The organism is Alishewanella maricola, from assembly GCF_016343785.1.
Lineage (GTDB): Bacteria > Pseudomonadota > Gammaproteobacteria > Enterobacterales > Alteromonadaceae > Alishewanella > Alishewanella maricola.
Map to the genome: position 1 here is coordinate 95,735 of NZ_JAEINI020000001.1, position 26,239 is coordinate 121,973.

A 26,239-nucleotide genomic window follows, 5' to 3' on the forward strand; every position below is an offset into this window, starting at 1 on the left:
TCAGTACGTTTTTGTTAGGTAGGCTCAGTCGCAAGCTGAAACTGCGCTTTGTATTGCTGGGTAATCTCTAGTAACTGACCATCTTGTAATAAATAGATCTGTGCGGCATTCAATATGGTTTCTGGCCGGTGCGCGATAATAATACGCGTCATATTAAGTTGCTTAATAGCCTGATTAACATAGTGCTCTAATTGTACGTCTAAATGGCTGGTGGCCTCATCCATAAACAAAATCTTCGGTTTACGATACAGTGCTCTGGCCAGCAAAACGCGTTGTTTTTGGCCACCCGACAGGGAACTGCCCATATCCCCCACCAAACTGTTATACCCCATCGGCATCGCATTTATATCTTGATCGATACCCGCGAGTTTTGCCGCTTCAGATACCCTTGATAAATCACACTCTGCATCAAAGAAACTGATATTTTCTGCCAGCGTGCCAGACAGCAATTGGTCATCTTGCATGACCGCAGCAATTTGACTGCGGTAATGACGCAAGCCTAACTGTGTTATTTCAATGCCATCGATCAGAACTTTACCCGCTGTTGCCGGCAATAATCCAAGCATAATTTTCATTAGACTAGTTTTACCGGTACCGGATGGTCCAATAATCGCAATATTATCACCGGCTTTCACGTTAAGGCTCAAGTTAGCAAATAGCCACGGTTCAGTGTTGGCATAACGGAAACTGACCCCTTCTAAATCCAGCTCACCTTTCAGCTCTCTATTGTCTCCACTATCGCCTACATCTTCTTTCTCTGTAAGGGCTATATCGGCCAAGCGATCTAAATGCAGTTTAGTCATTTTAATCTGTACAATAATACCAATTAAATTACTCATCCTGCTTGTAAATTGACTTTTATATGCAACAAAGGCAAACATCATTCCAACTGTCATATCGCCAGCCATTACTAAGTTAGCCGCCAAGTAAATGATCAAAATACCCTCAATGCCAAAAAGCAACTGATTAACAACACCCGCACTGATACCCCACTTAGCTAATCTGAAACCGACATTAATGGTTTCAGTATGGCGGTTTTGCCAAAGGTTAAGCCTTTGCACTTCCTGGCCAAACAACTTTAAACTTTGGATGCCACGAATAGACTCCATAAAAACACTTTGTTCTTTAGCCGAGGTAATAATGCTTTCTTCAGTCAACTTGTGCATTGGCCAGTAAAATGCCCAACGCACCAAGGCATATAGCAGTACTACCACGACCACAACAAAACTTAGCTGAGGGCTATACAGATACATCATGGCAAAGACGATAACCACCATAATACTGTCTAACAGCCCTTCCACCAGACTGGTAGTGAGTAACGACTGAATGGCTGATAGCGAGCCAAAACGCGAGGTAATATCGCCCATATGCCGTTTTTCAAAAAATGGCACTGGCAAGTGCAGCAAATGACGGAACAGGTTAGTCACCATTTGCATACTCATCATTGTGCCAAGGTGTAGCACAATCCAGCTGCGAAGTACTCCTACGACTAATTGAATGAGCATCAGTAACCCAAAACCCAGTGCCAGCACTAATAACAAAGGCTTATCATGGCTGACCAATACTTCATCAACGACCAGTTGCGTATAATATGGCGAAGCAAGGGCAAATATTTGCAAAATGAGTGATAAAGTAAACAGCTTAACTAGGGCTGGCACTACGCCGCGTATATTGCTCCAGAATGCGGTAAGGCCGAGCTTTACCCGCTCATCCACTTTTTCAAACTCACTAGTGGGAGTTAACTCTAGCGCAACGCCGGTAAATGACTTGTCCACATCTTTAAGGGACAAGCGTCGCTCGCCCATTGCCGGGTCTAGTATAGTAATACCATTACGATGCACTTTTTTAAGCACTACAAAGTGATTCATTTCCCAATGCAGTATGCAGGGCGTTTGCAGCTTTTTTAAATCATCTAACTCTAGTTTTAAGGCCCGACCAGACATGTTTAACTGGTTAGCCAGCAGCATCAACTGCTGCAAATTGGTGCCTTTTAGCGACACGTTATAGCGGCTACGTAAAGTGGTTAAATCCAGCTGATGGCCATAATAATTGGCCACCATCGCCATACAGGCTAGGCCGCACTCGGCGGCTTCGGACTGGTGTAATAATTTCACTTATTTTTTCTTTGCAAAGGCTGAATACAAAAAATAAGAAACAGCGGTGAGTATTGCTAATGCCGTTGCCGAAGTACCAAATGAGATTTGTGGAATAAGTGTGCTCAATAAAAAGTAAAAAGCGACTGTTGTTATTGCATTAGGAACGGATACTGTATTTTTTTTCATTTCATCACCTCTAATAGATTAGGCCATTATTAATAATTACCTAATCCGTAAGTTGATTTAAAATTTATGGCACCATGTAATCCGGAACTGTTGGTTGATATCCGCATAGAGCAGTACTGTTTCCGCTAGTATTGTTCCTATATGTAAAAAACTTCAACTCTAAACGAGTTACCAAATTTCGCACTTAAATATGCTGAAATGGCAATTATGAATTTTTTTCCATAGAGGTGAAGTTTCTGCCTAGAATGCCATCTGTTTGCCTATTATACCGACCAGCATTGTTGTCTATAAAACTAGCTACTAAGAAAGAATCCCAAAATCCTTCACGTGCTTGAGAATAGTCGGTTAATGATGAAAGAATTACAAATGTGCTTTGGTCGAAAACACCATTCATACATCAAACAGCTCAAATTTTAACTTTTGAAAATTTTCTATCTCTGAAACGTTATTAGTGTTTAGAGGTTTGTTCTTGTTAGCGTTATAATCGACCTTGCAGGTATAAAAGTCGGCTCAAGCAACCATCAGCCAAAATCGCTAATGTTGATTTCATTTATACGCCAAATATCCATGTAAAAATAAACAATGAATTCCATGTAGAATGTATAAGAATACAAGCTACCAAACTATTAGTCCTTAGCCGGACTGAATAAAGAACTAATGACAGGAGAAAAATCAAGTAAAATGATTCTGACGGATGGAGCAACGCAAATAAAGTTGAAAAAAGTACCAATCCAAAAATCTGAAATTTTGAGTTTTCAATGTGGTTCCTAAAAAGAACCTCCCTAAACAGAACTTCTTCTACCATTGGTGATATAAGAATCGAGCTAACCATAAAAATAGCTATGTGTGCATTGATTTCAATTCCATCCCCATGGACGAGCAGAGATCTTTCAGAAGCAATAATGTGGTAGGCAAAAACAAAAACAAGGCAAATAGTTAGTTCTAAAGCTTGATTTGCAGGAATTATACGTATTGATTTTTTTAGCTCCCTTCTAAAGTTCCTAAAGAAGCAGAGTGAAATAATGATAATAGTCATCAGTGTAGCATGTGGTATTGGTTTTTCTCTTTCGCTAATGCCAAACATAACTGAAGCTATAAAGTACAATAAAATTGTTACTGCGAGTGCTCCAAAAATTGTACTGTAATTGTATATTTTTGACATTAACACGATTAATTCCTTAAAGAGGGGAGAGTTTCCTCCCCCGATTTTATACTTTGTGACTTAAAGACGTTTACGAGGACCGCCATTCTCGTTTACCTGTTGAGCTTTCTCGTTGGCATATTCAACAAAGGAATCCCAGGCCACAGGACCGTTGGTAGAAACAAAATCCACCATATCATTAAACAATGCAGCAAGGCCTGCAGTTTCTGCGAGACATGATAATGCACCTAACCTAGATTTGCATTTATTGGTAGGTCCACCATTTGTGCCAATGCTGCTGTCAATCATATAAAAGCTAGTAAGTTGATGAAAAAGATCTTCTGGCCCAGTAAGACCTTGAAATCCACCACTCACTTCTTCAACTTGCTCAAATGTAAGTTCTTGCATAATATCTCTCCTAGAGACGATTACAGTTAAGGTTAAAGACGCCCTTTCAGGCTGAAAATCGGCTCTAGCAACCAGCTTAATAAGCTGCGTTGCTCAAGCACGATATCTGCGCTTAGCAGCATGCCCGATTGCAGCGGGACGCTGCTGCCGTAAGCGCGGATCTCTTGCGAGTCCAGTGCTACCGCGACGCGGTAGACGGGCTCTTGAATAGCAATCGGCATTTCTACTTCATTCGGTAACAAAATCGCCTCGCCGGTCGTTAATACTTCGCCTTCATATAAACCAAAACGCTGATAAGGAAAGGCGTCAAAGCGTAAGCGAGTGCGTTGGCCTGGGCTAACAAACCCAAAAGCACGGGTGGGTACTAACAAGATGGCTTGCAGTTGTGCTTGCTCGGGTAAAATAGTTAATAAAGGTAAATGGCTATGGGTGTATTTGCCCAATTCAGCCACTAAATTGGTGACTCGGCCGCTGACTGGGGCGGTGATCAGCAATTGATTGCGCGCTTGCAGTTCTAATTGTTGCTGCTGCAGCCGTGAAAATTCTGCCTCTAATAAAGCGAGTTGCTGCTGTTGCTCCGTAGGTAAACGCTGCAGCTGACCCTCAAGTTGTGACAGTGCGGCGAGCTGACTTTGCCGCGTTAATTGCTGTTCAGTGACTTGTTGTTTTAATAACAGCAGGTTTTCTTGTTGTACTTGCCAATCCAGCTCGCTAATGGCGCCTTTTGCTTGCAAGCTGCTCAGCTTATCTAAGCGTTGTTGTTGCAGTTGCAGCCGATTGGCAACCAGGGCGGTTTGCTGCTGTTGTTCCGCGAGTAAGGCCTGCTGATAGCCTAAGCGGCTTTGCAGTTCTTGCTGCTGTTGTTGAAAGTGCAGCAAGAGTTGTTCGCGCCGCGAGGTCAGTAATTGTTGTTGCTGTTGCAAGCTCAGGTTTAAGCTACCGACCAAGCTACTGCCTTCAGCAAGATAATCCGGCACATTCAATAACATCAGCGCTTGACCTTGGCTGACCATAGCGCCATCTGCAACATAAAGTTCACTGATCACTCCTGCACGTGCGGCATGCACCTTGGCGATACCCATATCTGGCTGCAAATAACCATTGACGGTGGCTTTACGATTAAAGTCAGCCTGAGCTAAAAAAATGACAATACCGCAAACCAGCACTAATAAACTGACTGTCAGCACAGTGCTACTGAGCGGTTGGGCGATCACCACCTCTCCCTCTAAGCGCTGCGCTTGCTGTTTCAGTGCGGCTTGTCTAAATAAAGGCTGCTGGCTCATTTGTCATTTTATTGTTAATTAAAAGTGATTTTTAAGATAGTTTATGGCTTGAAAGTCGTAAAGCAAATCAACAGAATAATTTTTTATAAAAACATTATTGTTAATGCCGCGTAATTATAAAAAGGATGTTATTTAAGTTTTAAACGAAGAGAGCTGGCGCTATTTTAATAGACGCTGAAATAAACGTTTTAATGCGACGGGTTTTAGAGGTTTCAGCAAGAAATAGAAACCGCTACTTAGTGCTTGTTCTCGGATTAATTGATCATGATCAGCAGAGTGAATGATCACTGGAACATTGAGGGCAAAGTGACTGGTTAATTGAATCGCAACGTCGATACCGGTAGCACCATTATCGAGGTGATAGTCAAATAAACAGAGATCGGGTTGAAAGCCTTGTTGTAGTGCGGCTAGAACATCACCAGGCTGTTGTAAAGCGAGCACTTCACATTGCCAGCTTTGCAGTAACGCAGCGACGGCATGCAGCAGTTGTGGTTCGTTATCAAGTAGCAGTACTTTTTTCCCGGCAAAGCTGGCACTAATATCGCTAATTGTTGCAGTGCTCTCAAGCGGTGCCGGTACCAAGTGGGCGCGAGGTAATAACAAGCTAAAGCAACTGCCGCGGCCTTCCACCGATTGCACCGTTAAGGTGTGATTTAAAATAGCGCTGATCCGGTGAGAAATCGCTAAGCCTAACCCTAAGCCTTTTTGATCGGGTTGGCTACCTTGTTGAAACTCTTCAAAAATACGTTGCTGATCAGCCAGCGCAATACCAACACCGGTATCCAATACACAAATTTGGAGTTGCTCGCTGCGGCGTTTCACACCTAAAACAATTTTTCCTGCAGGGGTATAACGGATGGCATTCGCCAGTAAATTCTGTAGGACACGTTTTAACAGTTTGCGATCAGTATTCACTACTAGTTTTGTGCTATGCAGCTTAAATTGTAAGCCCTTTTTCTCGGCTAAAATGGTGGCATCACGGGCAATATCTTCTAACAATATTTGCACACTCACCGGTTGATGACGGGCTTTAATCACCCCTGAATCGAGTTTGGTTAAGTCGAGGATAGCCGTCAGTAATTCCTCGGCGGAATTGAGGGAGTGGCTCAAGTTTTCACTTAATTGTTTTAATTCGGGTTCCGTCACTTTTTGCCGTAACAAGCTCGCAAACAAGGCTGCCGCATTAAAAGGCTGCATTAAGTCGTGACCGGCTGCGGCAAAAAAACGGGTTTTAGCTTGGGTGCTTATTTCAAGCTGTTGCTGAGTGTGTTGTAGCTGGGCGTTTAACTGTTGTAAGGCGCTGGTGCGCTCGGCTACGCGTTGTTCAAGTAGCTGATTACTTTGCTCTAATTGTTGCTGCACGGCAATAAAAGAGCTGATGTCGGTATAGGTAGTAACAAAGCCGCCGCCGGGTAAGGGGTTACCTTGTATCTCTAACACGCGACCATCTTGTTGTTCGCGCTGCACCCGATATTGACTGCCTTGGCGTAAAAAGCCAATGCGTTTAGCCACTTCGCTTTCAATATCGGCGCTATCAATTAAACCGCGTTGCATATTAAAACGGATTAACTCAGCAACTGGGCGACCTACTTCGACCATCGCCGGTGGGTAATCAAACATCTCGATATAGCGCTGATTCCAGGCAATAACGCGTTGATCGGCATCGACTACGGCGATACCTTGGCTGATGTTATCAATAGTGGAGAGCAATAAATTCTGATTAAAGCGAAAAACTTGGCTGGCTTCGTCGACAAAGCGTTCAACGGTTTCCATCGGCAAACGGCCATGTCGACCACTGGCATCCATAATTAAACGCATCGAAGCGCCGCCTAATACTGCTGCCAGGCTGCGCTCAGTGGCTTGAATTACATTAATCGGCGCTAAACGCTGCAATTCGCTTTGGTTGTCTTTGGTGTTGCGTTGTAACAGGCGCTGAGCTTCGCGTTCTCCTGCGAAACGTCGAACTAATAAGTAACACTCTTGAATGGTCAGTTGCTGTAATGGTCTGGCTGGGGCTTCACGGCTACTGCGCAAAAAGCGGCCGCTTTGTAGCCACTCACTAATACCGGTATTGGTTAATTGGCTCACCAGGAGGGTCATTAAACAGTTAACGCTTAAACTGAGTAATACCCCCAGGGTAATACTATCGCCTTGCCAGCCAAATAAATGTTGTGGGGCTAACCAACTTACGCCAAAAGGCCCGGTTAAAGGTATTTGACTGCTGATAATGCCGGCTCGCACGAGTTCAGGGAACAGCAATACATAAGCCCAAATTAAGGCGCCACTGCCCAAACCTGTTATGGCTCCTCGTCGATTAATTTGACGTGAGAACAGCCCCATAATTAGCGAGGGTGCTAACTGTGCCACTAAAGCAAATGCCATTAAGCCGAGCTGTGCTAACCCCGTACCAGTGCCAATAAATCGGTAGTAAATAAAACCGAGCGTGAGTACCACGATCATGGCTAAACGTCGTACAGTCGCCACTTTAATCAGTTTTTGTTGATCATTGGCTAGGTTGTTTCGACGAAACAATAACGGCACTAGCAATTCGTTGGTGATCAAAATCCCCAGTACAACGGTGGCGATCACAACCATACTGGTGGCCGCCGAGAAACCGCCAATATATGCCAGCAAGGCGATATCGGTGCGATTAGCCGCGAGCGGCAGTTGTAGAATCACTAAATCGAGATTGGCGTTTTCACCCAGTAACATAATACCGGCTAAACCTAAGGGCAGGCTAAAGGCGCCCATTAATAATAAGTACAGCGGAAAAACCCAGCGCGCGTTGCGCAAATGGCTCAACTTTTGGTTTTCGACAAAGCTGACATGGAATAACCAAGGCAAACAAAGGGTAGCCGCAAAACCCAGTAATACATGGATCCAATAGGTGTAAGTAGGCAAGCGCTGACGTTGAATTTGCTGTACAGCGTTACTGTCGGCGGCTAATTCAAAGATGTTACCTACGCCGTCAAAGATGCCCCATGCAACAAATATCGCAATGGCTAACAACGCAAACAGTTTAACTAGCGACTCAAAGGCAATGGCGGTCATTAAACCGGGGTTCGGCTGGTGGGCGCGTGCGTTTTTACCGGCAAACAGCAGCGCAAACACTGCCATCCATAAACACACATAAAGCCCGGTATCGGTATACCAATGCTCTCCGGTTTCCACTTTCACGAGGGTGTTAATACTGGTCGCAACGGCGTGCAGTTGCAGCGTGATATAGGGGATCACCGTCATCAATAAAATTAACGTGATCATCACCGCTAACAGCCGCGAATGGCCAAAACGGGTGGCAATAAAGTCTGCAATAGAGGTGATGCGATAGCGCCGGCAGGCAACAGCGACGCGGGCGAGCAATTTAAAGCCAAACCAAAACAGGATAAAAGAGCCAATATAGGTGGGGGGCAGCCACCAGCCATTTACCACGGCTTGAGCCGTAACGCCATAAAAAGCCCAGGATGTGCAATATATGGATAAGGCTAAACTAAACACCCAGGGCGCAAGCGGATGCTGTGCGGTAATTCGTCGGCCGAACAGGCCAACGCAATATAGCACCAACAAATACAGCAGTGATATGGCGGCAAGGGTGGCTAAACCGATACCGCTACCATTTTGAATCATTGCAGAGGCAGAGCTCGTCAATACATAATACTCTGATTGTGCCTGAGTTTTACGGGTTCAGCTAGCGTGCTGTCCAGCCACCATCCAATACTAGGGTTTGCGCCGTAATGTGTTTGGCGGCCGGTTGGCACAAAAATAAGGCGGTTTCAGCAATTTCACTGACATCAATAAAAGCCTTTTGTGGCATCGGCGCTAGCATAATTTGTTCAATGACCTGCTGCTCGGTTAAGTTATGCTCTTTAGCTTGGGCACTAATTTGTTTTTCTACCAATGGCGTTTTAACATAAGCTGGGCAAATGGTGTTGATGGTAAAGTTCTTATCTGCGTTTTCCAGTGCGATCACTTTACTAAAGCCCAGTAAACCATGCTTGGCTGCTACATAGGCCGATTTAAACGGCGATGCCACTAACGCATGGATAGAACCAATGTTGATCACCCGACCAAAGTTTTGTTGCTGCATATGCGGCAACATGGCCCGCGTTAACATGGCGGGGCCGGTTAGCATCACATCCAATAATAATGCCCATTTCTCTGGTGGAAAGTCTTCTAAGCGAGCAACATGCTGAATACCTGCATTATTAATTAAAATATCTGCTGGAAATTGTGCGGCACATGCGGCAATTTGCTCGGCATTGGTGACATCTAATACAAAGGCGTCGGCGATATATCCGGCAGCGGTGAGCTCTGCCGTTTTGCTCTTCAGTAATTCAGCATTTAAATCGGCCAACACCACAGCATGACCTGCTTTAGCAAAGGCTTCGGCAACGGCAAAACCAATGCCGCCGGTGGCTCCAGTAACGACTACGCGCATAGTAACTCTCCTATAAATAATACTTAACATGCTAAGAAAGCTGGCGTCTTACTTCAACGGTACTTTAGTGCTATGTGTGTCATGCGTGTGGTTAACCAATACAGTTTAGGGCATTAAAATGCTTTTTATTGGGCTTAACCAAAGCGACAATCTGCAGCGAAATGACCACAATAAAGGTTCGCCAGTGAGTGGCTTTTAACGATGAAAGTAAAGCGGTAAAAGGTTTGCAGCTTTGCGCTACTGATTTCCTGTGATAGATTTAGCGCTTTTACAATTCACCAGAACGGTACTTGAGCAGCCAGTAAGGCAAACCAACCTTGGCGCTTATTAAAATAAAAACCGTCTGGTTTGCAATAACGCTGTCTTATTGCGCCACCTTTGACCAAGAGGATCCGATTGATGACGAATTCCAGCAAAACGCCAAACGGCGTTGCGGAAAAACGTGGCTGGTTTACCCGATTTCTCGATACTGTAGAATTTTTAGGTAATCTGCTCCCACACCCTGTAACTTTATTTGCTTGTTTTGCTATTGCCGTGGTTTTTGGCAGTGGTATCGCCGCTTACTTTGATTTTAGTGCGATTGATCCAAGACCTGAGGGTACCTCTGGCCGCGCAGCCGACGGCACCATTCAGGTGGTAAGCCTGATGACGGTTGATGGCTTACAGCGGATTATTTCAAATTTAGTCACTAACTTTACCAGTTTCGCGCCTTTAGGCGTGGTGTTAGTGGCCTTGCTGGGTGTCAGTGTGGCGGAGCACTCCGGCTTAATTTCTGCGGCGATGCGTGGCTTAGTGATGAATGCATCAAAACGCATGGTCACGGTCACGGTTGTGTTTGCCGGTATCATCTCTAATACCGCCTCAGAGCTGGGTTATGTGGTGCTCATTCCGATGGCTGCCTTAATTTTTTACTCGTTAGGCCGTCATCCATTAGCCGGTTTAGCTGCCGCTTTTGCTGGTGTTTCAGGCGGTTACAGTGCCAACTTATTTATTGGTACGGTCGACCCCTTACTGGCAGGCTTTACCACTTCAGCGGCGAATTTAATTGATCCAAACTATGTCGTTGGCCCCGAAGCTAACTGGTGGTTTATGATTGTCAGTACCTTTGTAATTGCTGCGCTCGGTGCTTTAGTCACAGAAAAAATCGTTGAGCCAAAACTGGGCAAATACAACCCGAATGAAGCCTCGGTTGATTTGGGTGAGCAAAAACTCGATGCACTGACGCCTCAAGAAAAACGCGGTTTAAAAGCGGCGGGTTTAACGTTTTTATTCTTAGGCATTTTGCTGGCGCTCAGTATCGTGCCAGAAAATGGTGTGTTACGGCATCCCGAAACCGGCTTGGTAGATAACTCCCCGTTTCTTAAAGGCATCGTTGTTTTTATCTTTATTACTTTTGGTATTCCGGGTTACGTTTATGGTCGCATTGTTGGCACCATGAAAAGCGATCGTGATGTGATTGATGCCATGGCTAAAAGCATGAGCTCGATGGGTCTTTATATTGTGCTGGTGTTTTTTGCGGCGCAGTTTGTCGCGTTTTTTGGCTGGTCAAATTTAGGGGCGATATTTGCGGTAAAAGGCGCCACCTTGTTACAAAATATTGGTTTAACCGGGCCAGAACTCTTCGTGTTTTTTATCGCGATGTGTGCTTTTGTCAATTTGTCTTTGGGCTCTGCCTCTGCACAGTGGGCGATTTTCGCACCCATTTTTGTGCCGATGCTGATGATTGTCGGTTACTCACCAGAGGTGATTCAGGCGGCTTACCGTATTGGTGATTCAGTCACTAACCTTATTACGCCAATGATGAGCTATTTTGGGCTTATTTTGGCGGTGGCCTCTCGTTATAAAAAGAACATGGGGATCGGTACGCTGATTGCCACTATGCTGCCTTACACCATGGTATTTTTTGTGGGTTGGGTCCTGTTATTTTATACATGGGTGTTCTTATTAGGGATGCCCGTGGGGCCAAATGCCCCGACCTATTACGAATTCACACAGTAATTGGTGATCAGGCTTACCGCTGCTTGAAAGCTGTGATATAACATGGCTCAGGCAGCGAAGCAGCAGTCTGTATAACGTCTGGCTTGTTCCGCCTTACTGCGGGCCGACCGTTCCATAGCCAGGTTAATGAGTGAGATGCTGCAGCGAACCAACACAACATACTTAATTTAAAATTTAGAGAGCAGAGTAGTATATGGCAGAAAATAAAGTAGTGGCGTTACACAAAGAAGGTCACGCCAAAACCAAGATCAATACGCAAAATCTTTTTCAACACATTGCTAATGAGCATATGTTACCGGTTGTAGTACATGAGTTTGTGGTTGCGGGTGCTGAATTCCCTATCGTTTTTGTTAAAGATCAATCGGGTGAAAATTTCCAACCCGTGGTGTTATTAGGTTTATCAGCGCAGCAAAACCTGGTGATCAAAGATGGCAAGTGGGACGGTATGTACGTTCCTCGTGTTGCTCGTAATTATCCTCTAGTGCTAGTACAAGATCAGCCAGGTAGTGATCGTTTAATCGTGGCTATCGACGAATCGTCTGAGCGTGTGAACGACACTGAAGGTTTTGCCTTGTTTAATGAAGACGGCACTGAAAGCGACTACTTAGTTGCTCGTAAACAGCAAATGGCAGATTTTGTTGATTTTAGCCAAATTACTCATAACTTCACGCTAAAAATGCAAGAGTTAGGCCTAATTAAAGAGCAAGTGCTTACTGTTACCATCAATGAAGAAAAGCGTAATATCAACGGTATTAACATGATTGATGATAAAGCGTTGAATGAATTAAGCGATGAAACCTTCCTTGAATTACGTAAGTTAGGTTACTTAACTGCGATTTATGCTCACCTGATGTCACTTCAGCATACGCAAAAATTAGTGCAAAAGTTAGCCGCACGTGATGCCGCCGCTGCTGCAAAAACAGAATAATGCCAAAGCTAAGCGGTTACTGTTGCAGTAACCGCCAGTGCAATAAAAAGGGGCGCAGTTTTACTGAGCCCCTTTTTTTGAGCGGTATTTAAGTCATTCAGCCAATGGGCTTAGCTATTGCAGCTACTTGGGCTAAACGTGCTTGCAGCGCAATTCTGACATGCTCGGGGACAAAGCTCGAAACATCACCGCCATGACGACAGACTTCTTTGACCAAGGTGGATGAGATAAAGGTATTTTTTTCAGAGGGTGTCATAAAGATGCTGTCTAATTCCGGGTTTAACGAACGATTCATACTGGCTAACTGAAACTCGTATTCAAAATCAGCGACCGCACGCACACCACGGATCAATACTTGCGCTTGTTGTTCTTGGCCAAACTTGGCGAGCAAGCCGGAAAAGCCAATGACACTGACATTAGAGCAATCTTTAAATGCCGCTCTAGCCAGTTCTACGCGCTCTTCTAAAGTGAATAACGGTTGTTTACTTGGGTTAGACGCCACTGCCACGACGACGCTATCAAAGAGGCGGGCAGCACGCAAAACCAAATCAGCATGGCCATTGGTCAGAGGGTCAAAAGTGCCAGGATAAATAGCGCGGATTTTCATCTATGGGTGGTCCTCGGCCAGCGTACGCAAAAGCGTGGCTGGTAATTACATTCAGTTTGGCGTTACTATAACAAAATAACTGCTGATTAACAGAAGCTCGCACGACGTAATGGAAAAGAAGTTAAGAACCAAAGACCGCATTTTACAGGCCAGTATTGCTTTATTTAACGAAGTAGGTGAACGTCAAGTTACCACTAACCATATCGCTGCACACTTGGGCATAAGCCCGGGTAATTTGTATTATCACTTCAGAAATAAAGAAGATATTGTGCGGCAGATCTTTCGCGAATATGCCAAATTACTCGATACACGGATCAAACCTCCTGCGCAGCCTGAACAGGCACTGGATTTACTGACCGACTATCTTGATGCGGTGTTTGAGTTAATGTGGCGTTTCCAGTTTTTTTATGCCAATTTGCCGGATATTTTGGCGCGCGATCCTGCGTTACAGCAAGATTACTTGCACGTACAACAAAACGTGTTAGCACGGGTCATGGCGGTGATTAAGGGCTTAAATGACGCTAAGGTGATTGCTATCGAGCCCAATGATATCCGCGACGTAGCGCATAATATCAAGTTGCTGGTGAGTTTTTGGATCAGCTATTTAAAAACCCAAGCACCGTTAGCGGCAGTCAATAAGGCTAATTTATATCGCGGCGTACTAAAAGTTCTCTTGTTGTTTAAGCCTTATGCCACGGCAGAAGCATTACCCGATTTTCGGAAGCTACAGCAGCATTATACCGATTTAGCCGGTAGCGATGAATTTGCTGCCGATTTGTAGGCTTTTCTTTACAGCTTGGCGGCGCTGCCGTCGAGCTGCTTCACGTTGAACGCTGCAGTCACCGCACTAAATCTTTACAATAGCGAGTTCAACAGCTTAATTCCTGCCCAATATTGCCAGAGGAGGCTTTATGCGCAATGGCGCTTTTCTGCACCATCTAGAACAACAACTCGAAGAGGTGAAAGCAGAAGGTCTGTACAAAGCAGAACGTATCATCACATCGCAACAGCAAGCCGATGTGACGGTTGGCTCGCAACAGGTACTCAATTTCTGTGCGAATAACTATTTAGGGTTGGCCAATCATCCTGATCTGATTGCTGCCGCCGCGGCCGGTTTGCAAAGCCATGGTTTTGGTGTGGCATCGGTGCGCTTTATCTGTGGTACGCAAGATATTCATAAAACCTTGGAAGCCAAAGTGAGCGAGTTTCTTGGTACCGAAGATACCATTTTGTATTCTTCTTGCTTTGATGCTAACGCAGGTTTATTTGAAACGATTTTAGGTGCTGAAGATGCGATCATTTCTGACGCACTGAATCATGCTTCTATTATTGATGGCGTGAGGTTGTGTAAAGCGAAACGCTATCGTTATGCCAATAACAATATGGCCGAATTAGAAGCGCAATTAAAACAAGCCGACGCCGACGGTGCGCGCTTTAAACTCATTGCTACTGATGGTGTCTTTTCGATGGATGGCGTCATTGCCGATCTGAAGTCAGTGTGTGATCTGGCCGATAAATATAATGCCATGGTCATGGTAGATGACAGTCATGCGGTCGGTTTTGTTGGTAAAAACGGTCGCGGCACTCACGAATATTGTGAAGTAATGGATCGTGTCGACATTATTACCGGCACTTTAGGTAAGGCCTTAGGCGGCGCCTCAGGTGGCTATACCTCGGGTAAAAAAGCCATTATTGATTGGTTACGGCAACGTTCAAGGCCTTATTTGTTCTCGAACTCTTTAGCGCCCTCTATTGTTACCGCGTCAATTAAAGTATTAGACATGCTGGCGCAAGGTGATGAATTGCGCGCGCAGCTATGGCAAAACGCTAATTATTTCCGTGAGCAAATGACGGCGGCAGGTTTTACGCTGGCCGGTAAAGATCATGCCATTATTCCGGTGATGTTAGGGGATGCCAAGGTCGCCGCCGAAATGGCAAAACGCATGTTGGCAGAGGGGATCTATGTGGTGGGTTTCTCCTTTCCCGTGGTGCCAAAAGGCCAAGCGCGGATCCGCACACAAATTTCAGCAGCACACACAAAAGCGCAATTAGATAAAGCCATTTCGGCCTTTATCCGAATTGGTAAAGACATGGGCGTGATCGCATAAGGCGGGGCGTAGTAATGAAAGCATTAGCAAAGTTAAAAGCAGAACCGGGTATTTGGCAAACGGAAGTTGAAAAACCAGAAGTGGGCCCGAACGATGTGTTAATTCGCATCAAGAAAACCGCTATTTGCGGCACCGATGTGCATATCTTCAAATGGGATGAGTGGGCGCAAAATACCATTCCGCATGGTATGGTTGTTGGTCATGAGTATGTGGGTGTGATTGAAGGCATGGGCTCAGAAGTTCGTGGCTTTAGCATAGGCGATCGCGTATCGGGCGAAGGCCATATCACTTGCGGTTATTGTCGTAACTGTCGTGCTGGTCGCGTGCATTTATGCCGAAATACCATAGGTGTGGGCGTTAACCGTACCGGCTCTTTTGCCGAGTATTTAGTGATCCCTGCTTATAACGCCTTTAAACTCGCCGACAATATTCCAGACAACATCGCGGCAATCTTCGATCCGTTCGGTAATGCGGTGCATACCGCATTGTCATTCGATTTAGTGGGTGAGGATGTGCTAATCACCGGTGCTGGTCCTATTGGTATTATGGCGGCTGCCGTAGCTCGGCACGTCGGTGCACGCCATGTGGTGGTGACCGATGTAAACCCTTATCGCTTAGAACTCGCTAAAAAAATGGGCGCAACCCGTGCCGTTGATGTCAGTAAAGAAAACTTGAAAGATGTGATGCGCGAACTGGGCATGACCGAAGGCTTTGACGTCGGTTTAGAAATGTCAGGTGTGCCGTCTGCATTTAGCAGCATGCTTGATACCATGAACCACGGCGGTAAAATTGCCATGCTGGGTATTCCACCCAGCTCAATGGCGATTGACTGGAATAAAGTTATTTTTAAAGGTTTAGTGATTAAAGGCGTTTATGGCCGTGAGATGTTTGAGACCTGGTACAAAATGGCCAGCTTAATTCAATCAGGCTTAGATTTAAGCCCGATTATCACTCATGAAATGCCGATGGAAAACTACCAAGAAGGCTTTGAGATTATGTGCTCAGGCCAATCGGGCAAAGTGATCTTAAACTGGTCTTAAGGCTTTTGCTGTGTACTAAAAAACACAGCCAACTGCATTACACAGAGCGAGCTTCGGCTCGCTCTGTTATTTCTCGCTGCTGTTGCAATAGCGCTAAAATATCGGCGCTTCGAGTCAGCACACGTAATTGCTGAAACAACTCACTGGCTTGTGGATATTGCAGTTTTAAATAGCTAAACCACTGTTTTACGCGGTTGGCGTAATACTTACCTTTCTCGCCCGACATCTCAAATTCCGAATAGCGCATTAATAGCGCGAGTACCTCAGGCCAGGGTAATGGTGGCTGTTTTAGTCGAATATGTTGAGCTAAATTCGGCATCGCTAAGGCACCACGGCCGAGCATAATATCTTGGCATTGGCTTTGCTCTTGGCATAACAAAGCCTGTTCGGCATTCCAGATCTCACCATTGGCGACTAATGGGATAGCGACCTGTTGTTTAATTTTCGCGATCCAAGGCCAATAAGCGGGTGGGCGATAGCCATCTGATTTAGTGCGAGCATGAATGGCTAAACTACTAGCACCCGCCTCGGCGATGGCGCAGGCATTAGCAATGGCTAAACGGGTATCTTCATAACCTAATCGAATTTTAGCTGTCACTGGAAATTCAGCCGGTACCGCAGCACGTACGGCTTTGACAATACGATACAACTGCTCGGTATCACGCAGCAGAACAGCACCGCCACGGCTTTTATTAACGGTTTTTGCAGGGCAACCAAAGTTTAAATCGACACCTGGCGAACCTAACTCGACGGCACGCACGGCGTTTTCGGCTAACCAGTCGGGCTCTTGGCCTAACAACTGAACGCGTACAGGTGTGCCGGCAAGGGTTTTACCGCCTTGTAATAATTCTGGGCAAAGCCGCGTAAAGACCCGGGCAGGCAGTTTTTGATCGACAACACGAACAAACTCGGTAACGCATAAATCATAACCACCAATGGCAGTGAGCATTTCGCGCATCAAGTGATCGACAACACCTTCCATCGGTGCCAAGATAATTCGCATATTAGGGGGTTACTTTATCGTTGTTTCGTTGACGTCGGCAGCGCTCTGAGCAATAACGCACTTCGTCCCAGTGCTGCTGCCATTTTTTCCGCCAACTAAAACTGCGTTGGCAGACGGGGCAGATTTTTTCAGGTAAATGACATTTCTTATGCGCCATTTTAAACGCTATAAATGGTATGTAAATCTTGGCGATGCAGCAGTTCCGCCAGTTCAGGTAATTGCAGCGGCTCTAGCTCCAATACATCGAGGATGGCGCTTTGCTGGCTTTGCCACTCAGGATCTTGATGAACAGAGAACAATTGTCGGCTTTCACCACTAAAATACTCTGCAATCTTTAACAGCGCAAAACGTTGCTGTTCGGCTGGGTTTTCAGTTGCTAGGATTAGAGGCGTGCTATGGTGATAAGCAATTACATTGCACAACATGTCTGACAGCCCCCAAGATTCGGCAATCAAATAACCTAATACTTCATGGCTGGTGTGAAAACGTGGCTCTTCAATTTCACTATAATGTTGTTGCTGTTGCAGGCCTTGCTGCATGATTGCGGCATAGTCATTGCGCTGTTGGCTAATTAAGGCCATGCCGGCATTGCGAAACAGGCCCAGAGAATAGCAATCATCTTGGACCTGTTGGCTAAAATTCAATTGTTTGGCGAGTGTCATGGCAATATTGGCAGTGTGCAAGGCGTTATTCCAGAGCCTTTGATTAAAAGCATCTTGGCGCCCTTCTTCCAAAGTAAAGCGTAATAACACACTGCGCGCCAACATAATCACACGGTTTAAGCCCAGGTAGCGGCAGGCTTGCTCTATAGAGGTGATTTTATTTTTCAGCCCAAAAAAGGCAGAGTTGACTACTTTTAAAGTAAAACCCGCAGTACCGATATCCAGTGCGATTAGGGCTGCAATACGATTCAGATCAGGATCCTGACTGCTAAGTTGTTTTTGAATATGCTGCAAAATTTGCGGCTGCGGTGGAATGGTGAAACCTTGTAAGGCTTGCTCAATTAAGCCCATATTGATTGCTTGTACCATGCCGCTACTCCGCGTGCTTGTTAAAACGGTTTAATGTTGCTGTTATGAATCGAGGTAAGGACGACCAAGCATCAATTGCTGTGCCAGTTGTTGTTCAGTTTGCTGCTCTGTGAGTTGCAAATCATTAAACTGCACATCAAATTGCAATAATTCGTCATCCGGTAAATTCACTGCAACCAGTTTATCGGGTACCTGACCGACCTGACGATAAGCATTAATCGCTACTTGAGCCGCTTGTTCCATTAATACTAAGAATTGACCTAACGGGTATTCTTGAAAAATAGCGGCATCAACATGTGCCCAACCTAATAAATCGCCGCTGATACTGCCATCAGCATGATCCGTAAATAGCATAGACACTGCAGCACACTCGGGGTTTTCACCCGGTTGAAATTGTTCTACATCGTCGGCAGAAAATAATAAAACATAACCAAATCCTGGGCAGCCTTCTGCATCCATTTCGTCGAACGAGGCATCGTACAACAAGAATAAGCGATTATCAGACATGGCACCTTCCAGGCAATTCAACAAAGCGCACATTGTACCTTAGCCTGCGCTTGTGCTAAAGCCCTGTCTGAAAATCAACACCTAACTAAAATCTGCTGTTAAGGGGACGGGCATTTCTAAGAGCATTGCCAATAAGTTAGTCATCGCTTGTTCTGCGTCACTGAAATGTTTATCAGCAGCGATAGTAACAAGTACGGCTTGCCACAGTTGTTGTTTAACTTTGGGAGCAGCGTTGATTAGCATAGGTAAAGCAGCTGTTAGTGCTTGGTAGTCGGTAACGGGTTTTGCCGGCACCTTGGGCAAAGCCAGTTGCTGCCAAGCGGCATGCCACGCGGGCTCGGCTTGCTCTGGCCCAGCGCAGTCGGCTAGTGCGCTGAATAAGAGAGTTAATTGGGGCTGTAACTGCGCCAAACTGTGCGAATGCGCGCGATGATGTACGTTTTTAGCGCTGAACTGACTGGCGACAGTATGCTGAATAAAATTTAAACATAGCCAAGCTTGTAAGCTGGGGTTGTTGGCGGTTAATTGTTGTAGCAGCGCTGAAAATTGCTGAAACTCGCTGGCGCTGAGTTGTTTCAGTGTAGGGATTGTCAGTTGCAGTAATTGCACCTGTTGCGCCAGTGGTAAACGGCTTACCTCATCGGCCAGTTGATCCACTTGTTGTAAAAGGGTGGGTGAGCCTTGGTTTTTAATCATAGCTAATTGTGTAGCCAATTGCTCTGGGGTCAGTAACATGGCACAAACAATGGCTTTAGCGGGTAATAGCTGATGGCTACTTTGGCTTAATAGCAACGGCAGGGCAGCGAGCATGCTCTGACGCGCGGATAATCCCGGCGAGTCGCTCGTGGCTTGTTCTGTACTGTTTTTTTTTGTACTCGTTGCTGCCGCGAAACGACCATTCCAAGTGGGATCTAAGCGTTGGATACGTTTTGCTAAAGGCGGGTGAGTGGCAAAGATACTGGTCCAGCGACTCAGTGCTTCGCCAAAAAAGAGATGGCTCATTTCATCCGCGTTCGGGTGGTTAATTTTTGAACCTGCTTGATAGCCGCCAATCCGTTTCAAGGCGCCACTGATACCCAAAGGGTTCCGGCTAAATTGAACCGCAGAAGCATCCGCTAAATATTCGCGTTGTCTACTTACCGCAGCCTTAATTAAATTACCAAAAAATGAACCTAGATAGCCGATCACCACTAAACCAATGCCAAACAGTAATAAGCCACCAGCATTCTTATTGCGTGTGCGGCTACTCATCAGTGCGCTGCTACCGCGACCAGAGCGCAATAAATAATAGCCAATATGACCAATAAACAAGATGCCATTTAAAATGGCAATCAAGCGGATATTCATCCGCATATCACCATTTAAAATATGACTAAATTCATGCGCGATAACGCCTTGTAATTCGTCTCGGCTTAGTTGTTGCAAGCTACCTTGGGTGATACCAATCACCGCGTCAGACTGGCTGTAACCGGCGGCAAAGGCATTGATACCGCTTTCAGGTAGCAAATAAACGGGGGGAACAGGCAAATTAGCCGCCAGGGCCATTTCTTCTACCACATTCAGTAAACGGCGCTCTGCGCTATCTGCGGTATCAGGGGTTACCCGAATACCACCTAGCGCCTCGGCAATAGTGCGGCCACCTTGTTTTAGCTGCTGCCACTTAGCCATAATAGCTAAACCGACCACGGCAATGACCACTAAACTGATACTGCTGATCACTTCCCATGGCAGCATAAAGCTGCTTTGTACGTCTTGCACAAAACCCAGGCTAATCATCACCAGCAAGTTAGTTAGCACAATCAGCGACAACACCGCCATACCAAAGATCACCACCAACAAACGGGTATTGCGACGTGCTAAATCTTGCTGCTGAAAAAAGTTTGTCGCCATTATTTAAAAGCTAACTTTCGGTGCCGCTTGAATGGCTGCGCTATCAGCAAACTCTAATAACACCGCATCTTTGCTATGGCCAAAACTGGCTGCGAAAAACATCGGCGGAAAGCTTTGCTTGTAGCTGTTGTAGTCTGTTACCGCGTCATTAAACGCTTGTCTGGCAAAAGCAATACGATTTTCTGTGCTGGTCAGCTCTTCTGATAATTGCTGCATATTTTCGCTGGCTTTTAAGTCAGGGTAAGCTTCCATCACCATACTAAAGCGCGCCATTGAGCTTTGTAATGCCCCTTCAGCAACAGCCAGTTGGCCAATTGCTCCGGCATCACCTGGATTATTGGCAGCCACTTTTAGCCCCGCTAACGCGGTATTTCTCGCTGCAATCACCGCTTCAAGCGTGTCGCGCTCATGTTTCATGTAGCCTTTCGCGGTTTCGACTAAATTCGGGATTAAATCGTAACGACGTTTCAGCTGCACTTCGATTTGTGCGAAGGCGTTTTGAAAACGATTTCTGAGTTTTACCAGCTGATTAAAGATGCTGATGATGTAAAACACCAGAGCCGCGATCAGCGCTAAAATGATAAGGGGTGCCATAGCCTACTCCAACAATATATTTGGTTTATTGTTAACGAAGGTTTAACTGATTGTCCAGCAGTTCTTCGGTTAATGCGTGTAAAGTTTGTTATCAAGGCTGCTATTCACAAAGCGCTGCGCTATGATAAGGCCTTTTCTGAATGAGGTGAAAATGAGCGATTTTAAACGTATCTCGGTGGCCGAAACTCAACAGCTGATCACGCAGCAAGCCATTATTGCGGATATTCGGGATGAAAACAGTTTTGCTGCCGGTCATATCGAAGGCGCTTATCACTTAACAAATGGCAGTATTGTGCAATTTATGCAGCAGTTTCCGTTTGAGCAGCCCGTGGTTGTGGTGTGTTATCACGGCAATTCTAGCCAAGGTGCCGCGCAATATTTAGCACAACAAGGCTATGAAGAGGTGTACAGCATGGACGGTGGCGTTGCAGCTTGGCGTGCCGAATATCCGGTTGTCACTGATGACAATGCATAAGTTTGTCGCGTTTGAGTCGGCTATTCCTGCGCGTTTATTTGCAGACTATTGCACCAGCAAAGGTTTGCAGGTAGAGCTGGCGCAGGAAGGGCAAACAACCACCTTAGCCGCACCGGCCGAGCAACTGAGCCAAATTGAGCCGTTATTAAAGCAGTTTTTGACTGAACCCGAGCACGCCCGTTATCAAGCCGCCGCTTGGCAACAAAGCCGAACCATAGCAACAAGCGGTAAGCGGCCAAGTTTGCGTTGGTCACAGTTACTGCAATCTCCTGTTACCTCACTCATCGTGCTGTTGGTATGCCTAATATATTTATGGCAACAACTCAGTTTTCAAGCGGCCAATAGCGCTCTGATGTTAACAGAGCCGGCGCAAATTTGGCGTTGGATAACACCAATACTGCTGCACTTTTCGCTAACGCACATCGTGTTTAATTTGTGTTGGTGGTTTTTGCTTGGGCAAAAAATCGAACAGCGAGCGGGCAGTGCGTTGCTTATTCAATTAACCTTGAGTAGTGCATTATTATCAAATGGTTTGCAGTTGGCGTTAGTTGGCCCTGATTTTGGTGGCTTATCGGGCGTGGTGTATGCGCTGTTTGGCTATTGTTGGCTGAGTGATAAGTTGGCCGGAAAACACCATTACCCGGTGACCGATGGTTTAGCGGCGTTTATGGTGTTGTGGTTAGCCTTAGGATTTATGGATGTGCTGTGGGTTAATATGGCCAATTGGGCACACTTAGGCGGGTTGGCGTGTGGCCTGATTTGGGCTGTATTGCGTCATTCAAAACAGCCCGTGTAAAGCGGGCTTATTGGTAAAGATACTTTGTAAATAAAATATCTTGCACCATGGTTTGGCCGGTTTCCCGTTTCAATACCACTTTTAACTGTTCAAAAATCTCTAAACGGATTTCTTCACGACCGGTAATTGATTTAATTTTTTGTTCAGGCTGTTTACTTAAAATACCAATAATGGTGTCTAAGATCATCGGCTCGTGATACTCGATCACTGAGAGCATTTCTTTATTTGGCAACATCAACTCAATGGAGACTCGCACATAGCCTAAACTTCGGCGATTTTCCGAGACAAAATTCGTCACGATATCCGGCTCAAAACCGTAATAAACCACTTCGGTAGTTGTTTGTTGCGCCGCTGCAGTACCAGACAGCAACAGGGCGAAGCATAGACTTTGCAGAATTGATTTCAAAGGCAGAAATTCCGTAACCGTAAAGAGATAACGTGTTTTAATAATATCAGCAGATCCTGAAATCACCTAGTGCACGGGCAATTTGAGCTGAAAAAAATTTAAGCAGTTGCTATGATGCGGCAACTTTTTATAAGGGCTTGATAGCAGAAAACGATGAGTGTTGTTTTATCATTAGAAGAGGCTTGGCAGCATGCGGCCACGTCGCTTTTACCCACATCTTTAGCGCCTTGGCTGTTAGAGTCGGGTTCTTTAACCGCCAGATTAAAAGCGCACAGTACGTCTTTTCGCTTACAAGTTATTGCCGAGACTACTGCTGTACTGCCGCATTTTCTACAAGCGAGTTTTCCAAAGCCAGTGCAGCAGTGTGTGTGCCGAGAAGTGTTAATGTGGTGTAACGAACAACCTGTCGTTTATGCTCAAAGCTGGTTACCGGAGCAAAGTATGCAGCACATCCAAGCCTTAGTTGCGCTAGGGGAACAGCCGCTGGGCGAGTTGCTATTTCAATTTGATGATGTCAGTAGAAGCGCTATTGAAGTCGCACAATTAGCCTTAACTAAAGGTTTTGCTGGCGTGTCACCGGGGTATTTTTGGGCGCGACGCTCGGTATTTTCAGTAGCAGAGCAACCGTTATTGGTTGCAGAAGTCTTTTTGCCCGGGGTACTAAATTTATGAGTTGGCAGTTACGTTGGCAGCATCGGGCTTTTTATAGCCAGTTAATGCGACTAGATAAACCTATTGGTATTTATTTGCTGCTATGGCCAACATGGTGGGCGCTGTGGCTCGCAGCCGAAGGTATACCGTCTTTTAGCATGTGGCTGGTTTTTACATTAGGGGTGATTTTAATGCGCTCAGCCGGTTGCGTGATTAATGATTATGCTGATCGTAAAGTCGATGGTCAGGTAGAACGCACGAAAAACCGACCGCTTGCCACTGGCGCGGTCACCGCCCGCGAAGCGTTGCAATTGTTTGTCCTACTGCTGGTGCTGGCGGCTAGCTTATTGCTGTTTCTCAATAGGGCCACCCAATTATTGGCATTAGTGGCTGTGCTGCTGGCCAGTTGTTACCCCTTTATGAAGCGCTACACTCATTTACCGCAAGTGGTTTTAGGTGCGGCTTACAGTTGGGGGATTCCGATGGCATTTATGGCCTATCAGGGCGAGATCCCCGGTTATGCTTGGGCGTTGTATTTAGCTAATTTATGTTGGACAGTGGCTTATGATACCTACTATGCGCTGGTCGATCGGCCAGACGATTTACAGATTGGCGTAAAATCTACTGCGATTTTGTTTGGTGCCTTCGCGTTACCGATTATTGCCGTGCTGCAACTGATCTTCTTAAGCCTATTAAGCTGGATTGGCTGGCAATTATTATTAGGCTGGCCGTATTATCTGGCTATTGTTGCTACGCTACCGGCTTTTGCTTACCAGCACTGGTTAGCGTATAACAGCAGGCAAGGTGCTTTTAAAGCCTTTTTACATAACCACTATGTGGGTTTAATTATTTTTATTGGGCTTTTTGTGAGCTTTGCTCAACAAAGCCAGGGGTGATTTGCATGAAAGCATGGTTACTGAGTTTCTGTTTGTTATTAACCAGTTGTGCCGCGATAACGCAGACGACGCTGCTGACTTTTCCCGCTGCGCGTTTGCAGTTAGACACGGTAACAGTACCGGTGCAGTTGGCCAATACTCCTGCGTTGCGCGCCCAGGGTTTAATGTTTCAACAACAGGCTGAACCCGGTATGTTGCTGCTTTATACCGAACCACAAGCAATCAGTTTATGGATGCGCAACACCAGCATGCCGTTGGATGTTGCCTTTATTACCGAAGATTGGACCATCCACCATATTCGTCAGCTGCAACCATTTGATGAAACGCCGGTACCCTCTGAGATTGCCATTATTGCGGCATTAGAAATGCCGCAAGGTTGGTTTGCTGCACAAAACCTAGGTAAAGGTACTCCTGTACGTTTACTGGCCGCAGAAGCAAAACCTTAAATGTTAATTAGGCGGATCAATGTGTCCTTGCAGGCTATTATTGCGTCTAAACCAACCGGCAATACTGTAACGCTCGTCTACGGCCGGTAATACTTGATGCGGGAAACGCTCGCTTTCGAACAAAATTAAACTGCCTGCCGTTGGCACAATACTACTGATAAGTTGACCCTCTTCGCTAAACAGTTGTAGTTCGCCACCTTGGCTGACCGTATTCAAATAGCTTACGGTGGTCAGCACCCGGTTAGAGCGGCCGCGGAATGCATCAAGGTGTTTGTGATAAAAGTCGCCTTGGCTATAACGCGCATAGTGACACTCAAAATCAAATAACCCTAAAAAAAATGCCCGATTAAACGCCTGTTGTAAGGCTTGCATTAATTGCAGGTACTGTTGTTGCGCGGTGCTTTGCCCATCAAACCACGCCGTTTTATCACGCCGAATGTCTGCGTTGATGCTATGCGCTTGCTGTCGTCCTACGCCCGCATGCTGCAACTGTTGTTGCTGCAAATCCGCTAATAGCGCCTGATTTAAAGCCGCAGGCACAAAGTGAGGGGCTAATACCCATCCCTGTTGGTTAAATTTGTCCAATAAGGGGGCAAATTGCGCAGGGTCAATTCTGAACATGAAGAGTCTTCTTGGCAAGAGTAACGGGGTGCTAGTTTGCCATAGTACTGAGCCAGACGGTAGTTATTGGCGTATGCTTAAGCAAGGTTTATCAGGAGATCCGATATGCGTATTTGTATCATGGCGGCGGCGTTATTGCTGGCCGGTTGTAGTCAGTCGGTGCAGCAGTATCAAGCCGAAACACCCAAGCTTTCGTTAAAAGAATTTTTCTTAGGCAGTGGCAAGGCTTATGGGGTACTGCACGATTGGCGCGGTAAGCAAACATTACGCTTTACTGCAGACTTGTGCGGTGAGTGGCAGGGTGATAAAGGTGACTTATATGAAGTCTTTTATTTTAGCGATGGCCGAGTTGAGCAGCGGCATTGGCAGTTAACGCAATTTGCCGATGGTCGCATAACCGGTTCTGCAGGGGATGTCGTGGGTGCAGCAAATGGCCAGTTGGCCGGTAATAGCCTTTATTGGCAGTATGTATTGCGTATTCCGTATAACGGTGATGAATTAGATGTTACGGTTAAAGATTGGTTGTACTTGGTGGATCAACAAAACCTGATTAACCGCACAACAATGCATAAGTTTGGAATTAAGGTGGCGGAATTAACCTTGTCTATTCAACAGCTAAATCCGCAAGCCAGTTGCAGTAACCTCAAACAGCAGGTTGCTGAACTGGCCAGTAAAAGCTAAAGCAGCTAGCGC

27 protein-coding genes are annotated in these 26,239 nt (G+C 45.8%); 11 read left to right on the forward strand and 16 right to left on the reverse strand.

The genetic code is table 11. The annotated features are described in order from the left end of the window. Positions 1-14: 14 nt before the first annotated feature. From JAO78_RS16815 to JAO78_RS00520, 7 genes are all read right to left on the reverse strand, one after another. On the reverse strand, positions 15-2,114 hold the full coding sequence (locus JAO78_RS16815; RefSeq protein ID WP_226749391.1) for a peptidase domain-containing ABC transporter: 2,100 nt from the start codon (positions 2,112-2,114) through the stop codon (positions 15-17). Further along, positions 2,115-2,282 carry a hypothetical protein gene (locus JAO78_RS00495; protein WP_226749392.1) on the reverse strand — a complete coding sequence of 56 codons (168 nt, stop codon included), beginning with the start codon at positions 2,280-2,282 and terminating at the stop codon, positions 2,115-2,117. It abuts the gene before it with no gap. A gap of 550 nt (positions 2,283-2,832) precedes the next feature. Then, on the reverse strand, positions 2,833-3,444 hold the full coding sequence (locus tag JAO78_RS16820) for a CPBP family intramembrane glutamic endopeptidase (protein WP_369413457.1): 612 nt from the start codon (positions 3,442-3,444) through the stop codon (positions 2,833-2,835). 60 nt (positions 3,445-3,504) lie between these two features. Then, a complete protein-coding gene (locus JAO78_RS00505; RefSeq protein WP_226749393.1) occupies positions 3,505-3,831 on the reverse strand; it encodes a hypothetical protein in 327 nt (108 codons plus the stop codon). 32 nt (positions 3,832-3,863) lie between these two features. Further along, a complete protein-coding gene (locus JAO78_RS00510) occupies positions 3,864-5,114 on the reverse strand; it encodes an HlyD family secretion protein (RefSeq protein WP_226749394.1) in 1,251 nt (416 codons plus the stop codon). Positions 5,115-5,273: 159 nt separating this feature from the next. Next, on the reverse strand, positions 5,274-8,738 hold the full coding sequence (locus tag JAO78_RS00515; RefSeq protein ID WP_226749395.1) for a hybrid sensor histidine kinase/response regulator: 3,465 nt from the start codon (positions 8,736-8,738) through the stop codon (positions 5,274-5,276). Between the two features lie 61 nt (positions 8,739-8,799). Beyond that, complete coding sequence (locus JAO78_RS00520) at positions 8,800-9,549, reverse strand: 3-hydroxybutyrate dehydrogenase (protein ID WP_226749396.1); 750 nt, start codon at positions 9,547-9,549, stop codon at positions 8,800-8,802. Positions 9,550-9,948: 399 nt separating this feature from the next. Here JAO78_RS00520 and JAO78_RS00525 point away from each other — a divergent pair, with 399 nt between their 5' ends. Together JAO78_RS00525 and JAO78_RS00530 are read left to right on the forward strand one after the other, a co-directional pair. After that, positions 9,949-11,547 carry an AbgT family transporter gene (locus tag JAO78_RS00525; RefSeq protein ID WP_226749397.1) on the forward strand — a complete coding sequence of 533 codons (1,599 nt, stop codon included), beginning with the start codon at positions 9,949-9,951 and terminating at the stop codon, positions 11,545-11,547. A gap of 193 nt (positions 11,548-11,740) precedes the next feature. Further along, positions 11,741-12,475 (forward strand): SapC family protein, encoded by a 735-nt coding sequence (locus tag JAO78_RS00530; protein WP_226749398.1) that lies wholly within the window; start codon positions 11,741-11,743, stop codon positions 12,473-12,475. Between the two features lie 97 nt (positions 12,476-12,572). Here the strand turns inward: JAO78_RS00530 and coaD are convergent, their stop codons facing one another. Further along, the gene (gene coaD / locus JAO78_RS00535; RefSeq protein WP_226749399.1) at positions 12,573-13,082 is read right to left on the reverse strand and encodes a pantetheine-phosphate adenylyltransferase; all 510 of its coding nucleotides are present in this window, start codon (positions 13,080-13,082) and stop codon (positions 12,573-12,575) included. Positions 13,083-13,191: 109 nt separating this feature from the next. Here coaD and JAO78_RS00540 point away from each other — a divergent pair, with 109 nt between their 5' ends. The 3 genes from JAO78_RS00540 to tdh all read left to right on the forward strand — a co-directional run bounded on the left by JAO78_RS00540 (position 13,192) and on the right by tdh (position 16,230). Then, positions 13,192-13,863, forward strand: a complete 672-nt coding sequence (locus tag JAO78_RS00540) for a TetR/AcrR family transcriptional regulator (RefSeq protein ID WP_226749400.1) — start codon at positions 13,192-13,194, stop codon at positions 13,861-13,863. Positions 13,864-13,993: 130 nt separating this feature from the next. Next, positions 13,994-15,190 (forward strand): glycine C-acetyltransferase, encoded by a 1,197-nt coding sequence (locus JAO78_RS00545; protein ID WP_226749401.1) that lies wholly within the window; start codon positions 13,994-13,996, stop codon positions 15,188-15,190. 14 nt (positions 15,191-15,204) lie between these two features. Beyond that, positions 15,205-16,230, forward strand: a complete 1,026-nt coding sequence (gene tdh / locus JAO78_RS00550; RefSeq protein ID WP_226749402.1) for an L-threonine 3-dehydrogenase — start codon at positions 15,205-15,207, stop codon at positions 16,228-16,230. Between the two features lie 37 nt (positions 16,231-16,267). Here tdh and dusC read toward each other — a convergent pair whose 3' ends face one another. From dusC to JAO78_RS00580, 6 genes are all read right to left on the reverse strand, one after another. Next, on the reverse strand, positions 16,268-17,233 hold the full coding sequence (dusC, locus tag JAO78_RS00555) for a tRNA dihydrouridine(16) synthase DusC (RefSeq protein WP_226749403.1): 966 nt from the start codon (positions 17,231-17,233) through the stop codon (positions 16,268-16,270). 1 nt (position 17,234) lies between these two features. Then, entirely contained in the window at positions 17,235-17,390 is a 156-nt protein-coding gene (locus JAO78_RS00560) for a DUF2256 domain-containing protein (protein ID WP_226749404.1), read from the reverse strand. Position 17,391: 1 nt separating this feature from the next. Then, positions 17,392-18,264: an HDOD domain-containing protein gene (locus tag JAO78_RS00565; protein ID WP_226749405.1), complete on the reverse strand. Its 873-nt coding sequence runs from the start codon at positions 18,262-18,264 to the stop codon at positions 17,392-17,394. Positions 18,265-18,306: 42 nt separating this feature from the next. After that, on the reverse strand, positions 18,307-18,771 hold the full coding sequence (locus tag JAO78_RS00570) for a hypothetical protein (RefSeq protein ID WP_226749406.1): 465 nt from the start codon (positions 18,769-18,771) through the stop codon (positions 18,307-18,309). A gap of 81 nt (positions 18,772-18,852) precedes the next feature. Continuing rightward, positions 18,853-20,661: a M48 family metallopeptidase gene (locus JAO78_RS00575; RefSeq protein ID WP_226749407.1), complete on the reverse strand. Its 1,809-nt coding sequence runs from the start codon at positions 20,659-20,661 to the stop codon at positions 18,853-18,855. Between the two features lie 3 nt (positions 20,662-20,664). Then, positions 20,665-21,255, reverse strand: a complete 591-nt coding sequence (locus JAO78_RS00580) for a LemA family protein (RefSeq protein WP_226749408.1) — start codon at positions 21,253-21,255, stop codon at positions 20,665-20,667. Between the two features lie 151 nt (positions 21,256-21,406). On the opposite strand from JAO78_RS00580, the gene glpE reads away from it, so the two are divergent. Next, complete coding sequence (glpE, locus tag JAO78_RS00585; protein WP_226749409.1) at positions 21,407-21,730, forward strand: thiosulfate sulfurtransferase GlpE; 324 nt, start codon at positions 21,407-21,409, stop codon at positions 21,728-21,730. Then, complete coding sequence (gene glpG, locus JAO78_RS00590; RefSeq protein WP_226749410.1) at positions 21,717-22,526, forward strand: rhomboid family intramembrane serine protease GlpG; 810 nt, start codon at positions 21,717-21,719, stop codon at positions 22,524-22,526. The genes glpE and glpG overlap by 14 nt, the downstream gene beginning before the upstream one ends. 7 nt (positions 22,527-22,533) lie before the next feature. Here the strand turns inward: glpG and JAO78_RS00595 are convergent, their stop codons facing one another. Beyond that, complete coding sequence (locus tag JAO78_RS00595) at positions 22,534-22,932, reverse strand: flagellar basal body-associated protein FliL (RefSeq protein ID WP_226749411.1); 399 nt, start codon at positions 22,930-22,932, stop codon at positions 22,534-22,536. Between the two features lie 153 nt (positions 22,933-23,085). Between JAO78_RS00595 and JAO78_RS00600 the strand changes: the two genes are divergently transcribed. From JAO78_RS00600 to JAO78_RS00610, 3 genes are read left to right on the forward strand one after another with little or no spacing between them, the layout of a single operon-like run. Next, the gene (locus tag JAO78_RS00600) at positions 23,086-23,604 is read left to right on the forward strand and encodes a chorismate--pyruvate lyase family protein (protein WP_226749412.1); all 519 of its coding nucleotides are present in this window, start codon (positions 23,086-23,088) and stop codon (positions 23,602-23,604) included. Further along, positions 23,601-24,479: a 4-hydroxybenzoate octaprenyltransferase gene (gene ubiA, locus JAO78_RS00605; protein ID WP_226749413.1), complete on the forward strand. Its 879-nt coding sequence runs from the start codon at positions 23,601-23,603 to the stop codon at positions 24,477-24,479. Before JAO78_RS00600 ends, ubiA begins: the two co-directional genes overlap by 4 nt. A 5-nt stretch (positions 24,480-24,484) precedes the next feature. After that, positions 24,485-24,925, forward strand: a complete 441-nt coding sequence (locus tag JAO78_RS00610) for a DUF192 domain-containing protein (RefSeq protein ID WP_226749414.1) — start codon at positions 24,485-24,487, stop codon at positions 24,923-24,925. 3 nt (positions 24,926-24,928) lie between these two features. On the opposite strand, the gene JAO78_RS00615 is transcribed toward JAO78_RS00610, so the two are convergent. Continuing rightward, positions 24,929-25,546, reverse strand: a complete 618-nt coding sequence (locus JAO78_RS00615) for a 2OG-Fe(II) oxygenase (protein ID WP_226749415.1) — start codon at positions 25,544-25,546, stop codon at positions 24,929-24,931. A gap of 105 nt (positions 25,547-25,651) precedes the next feature. Between JAO78_RS00615 and JAO78_RS00620 the strand changes: the two genes are divergently transcribed. After that, positions 25,652-26,227 (forward strand): DUF3833 domain-containing protein, encoded by a 576-nt coding sequence (locus tag JAO78_RS00620; RefSeq protein ID WP_226749416.1) that lies wholly within the window; start codon positions 25,652-25,654, stop codon positions 26,225-26,227. The last annotated feature ends 12 nt before the right edge of the window (positions 26,228-26,239 follow it).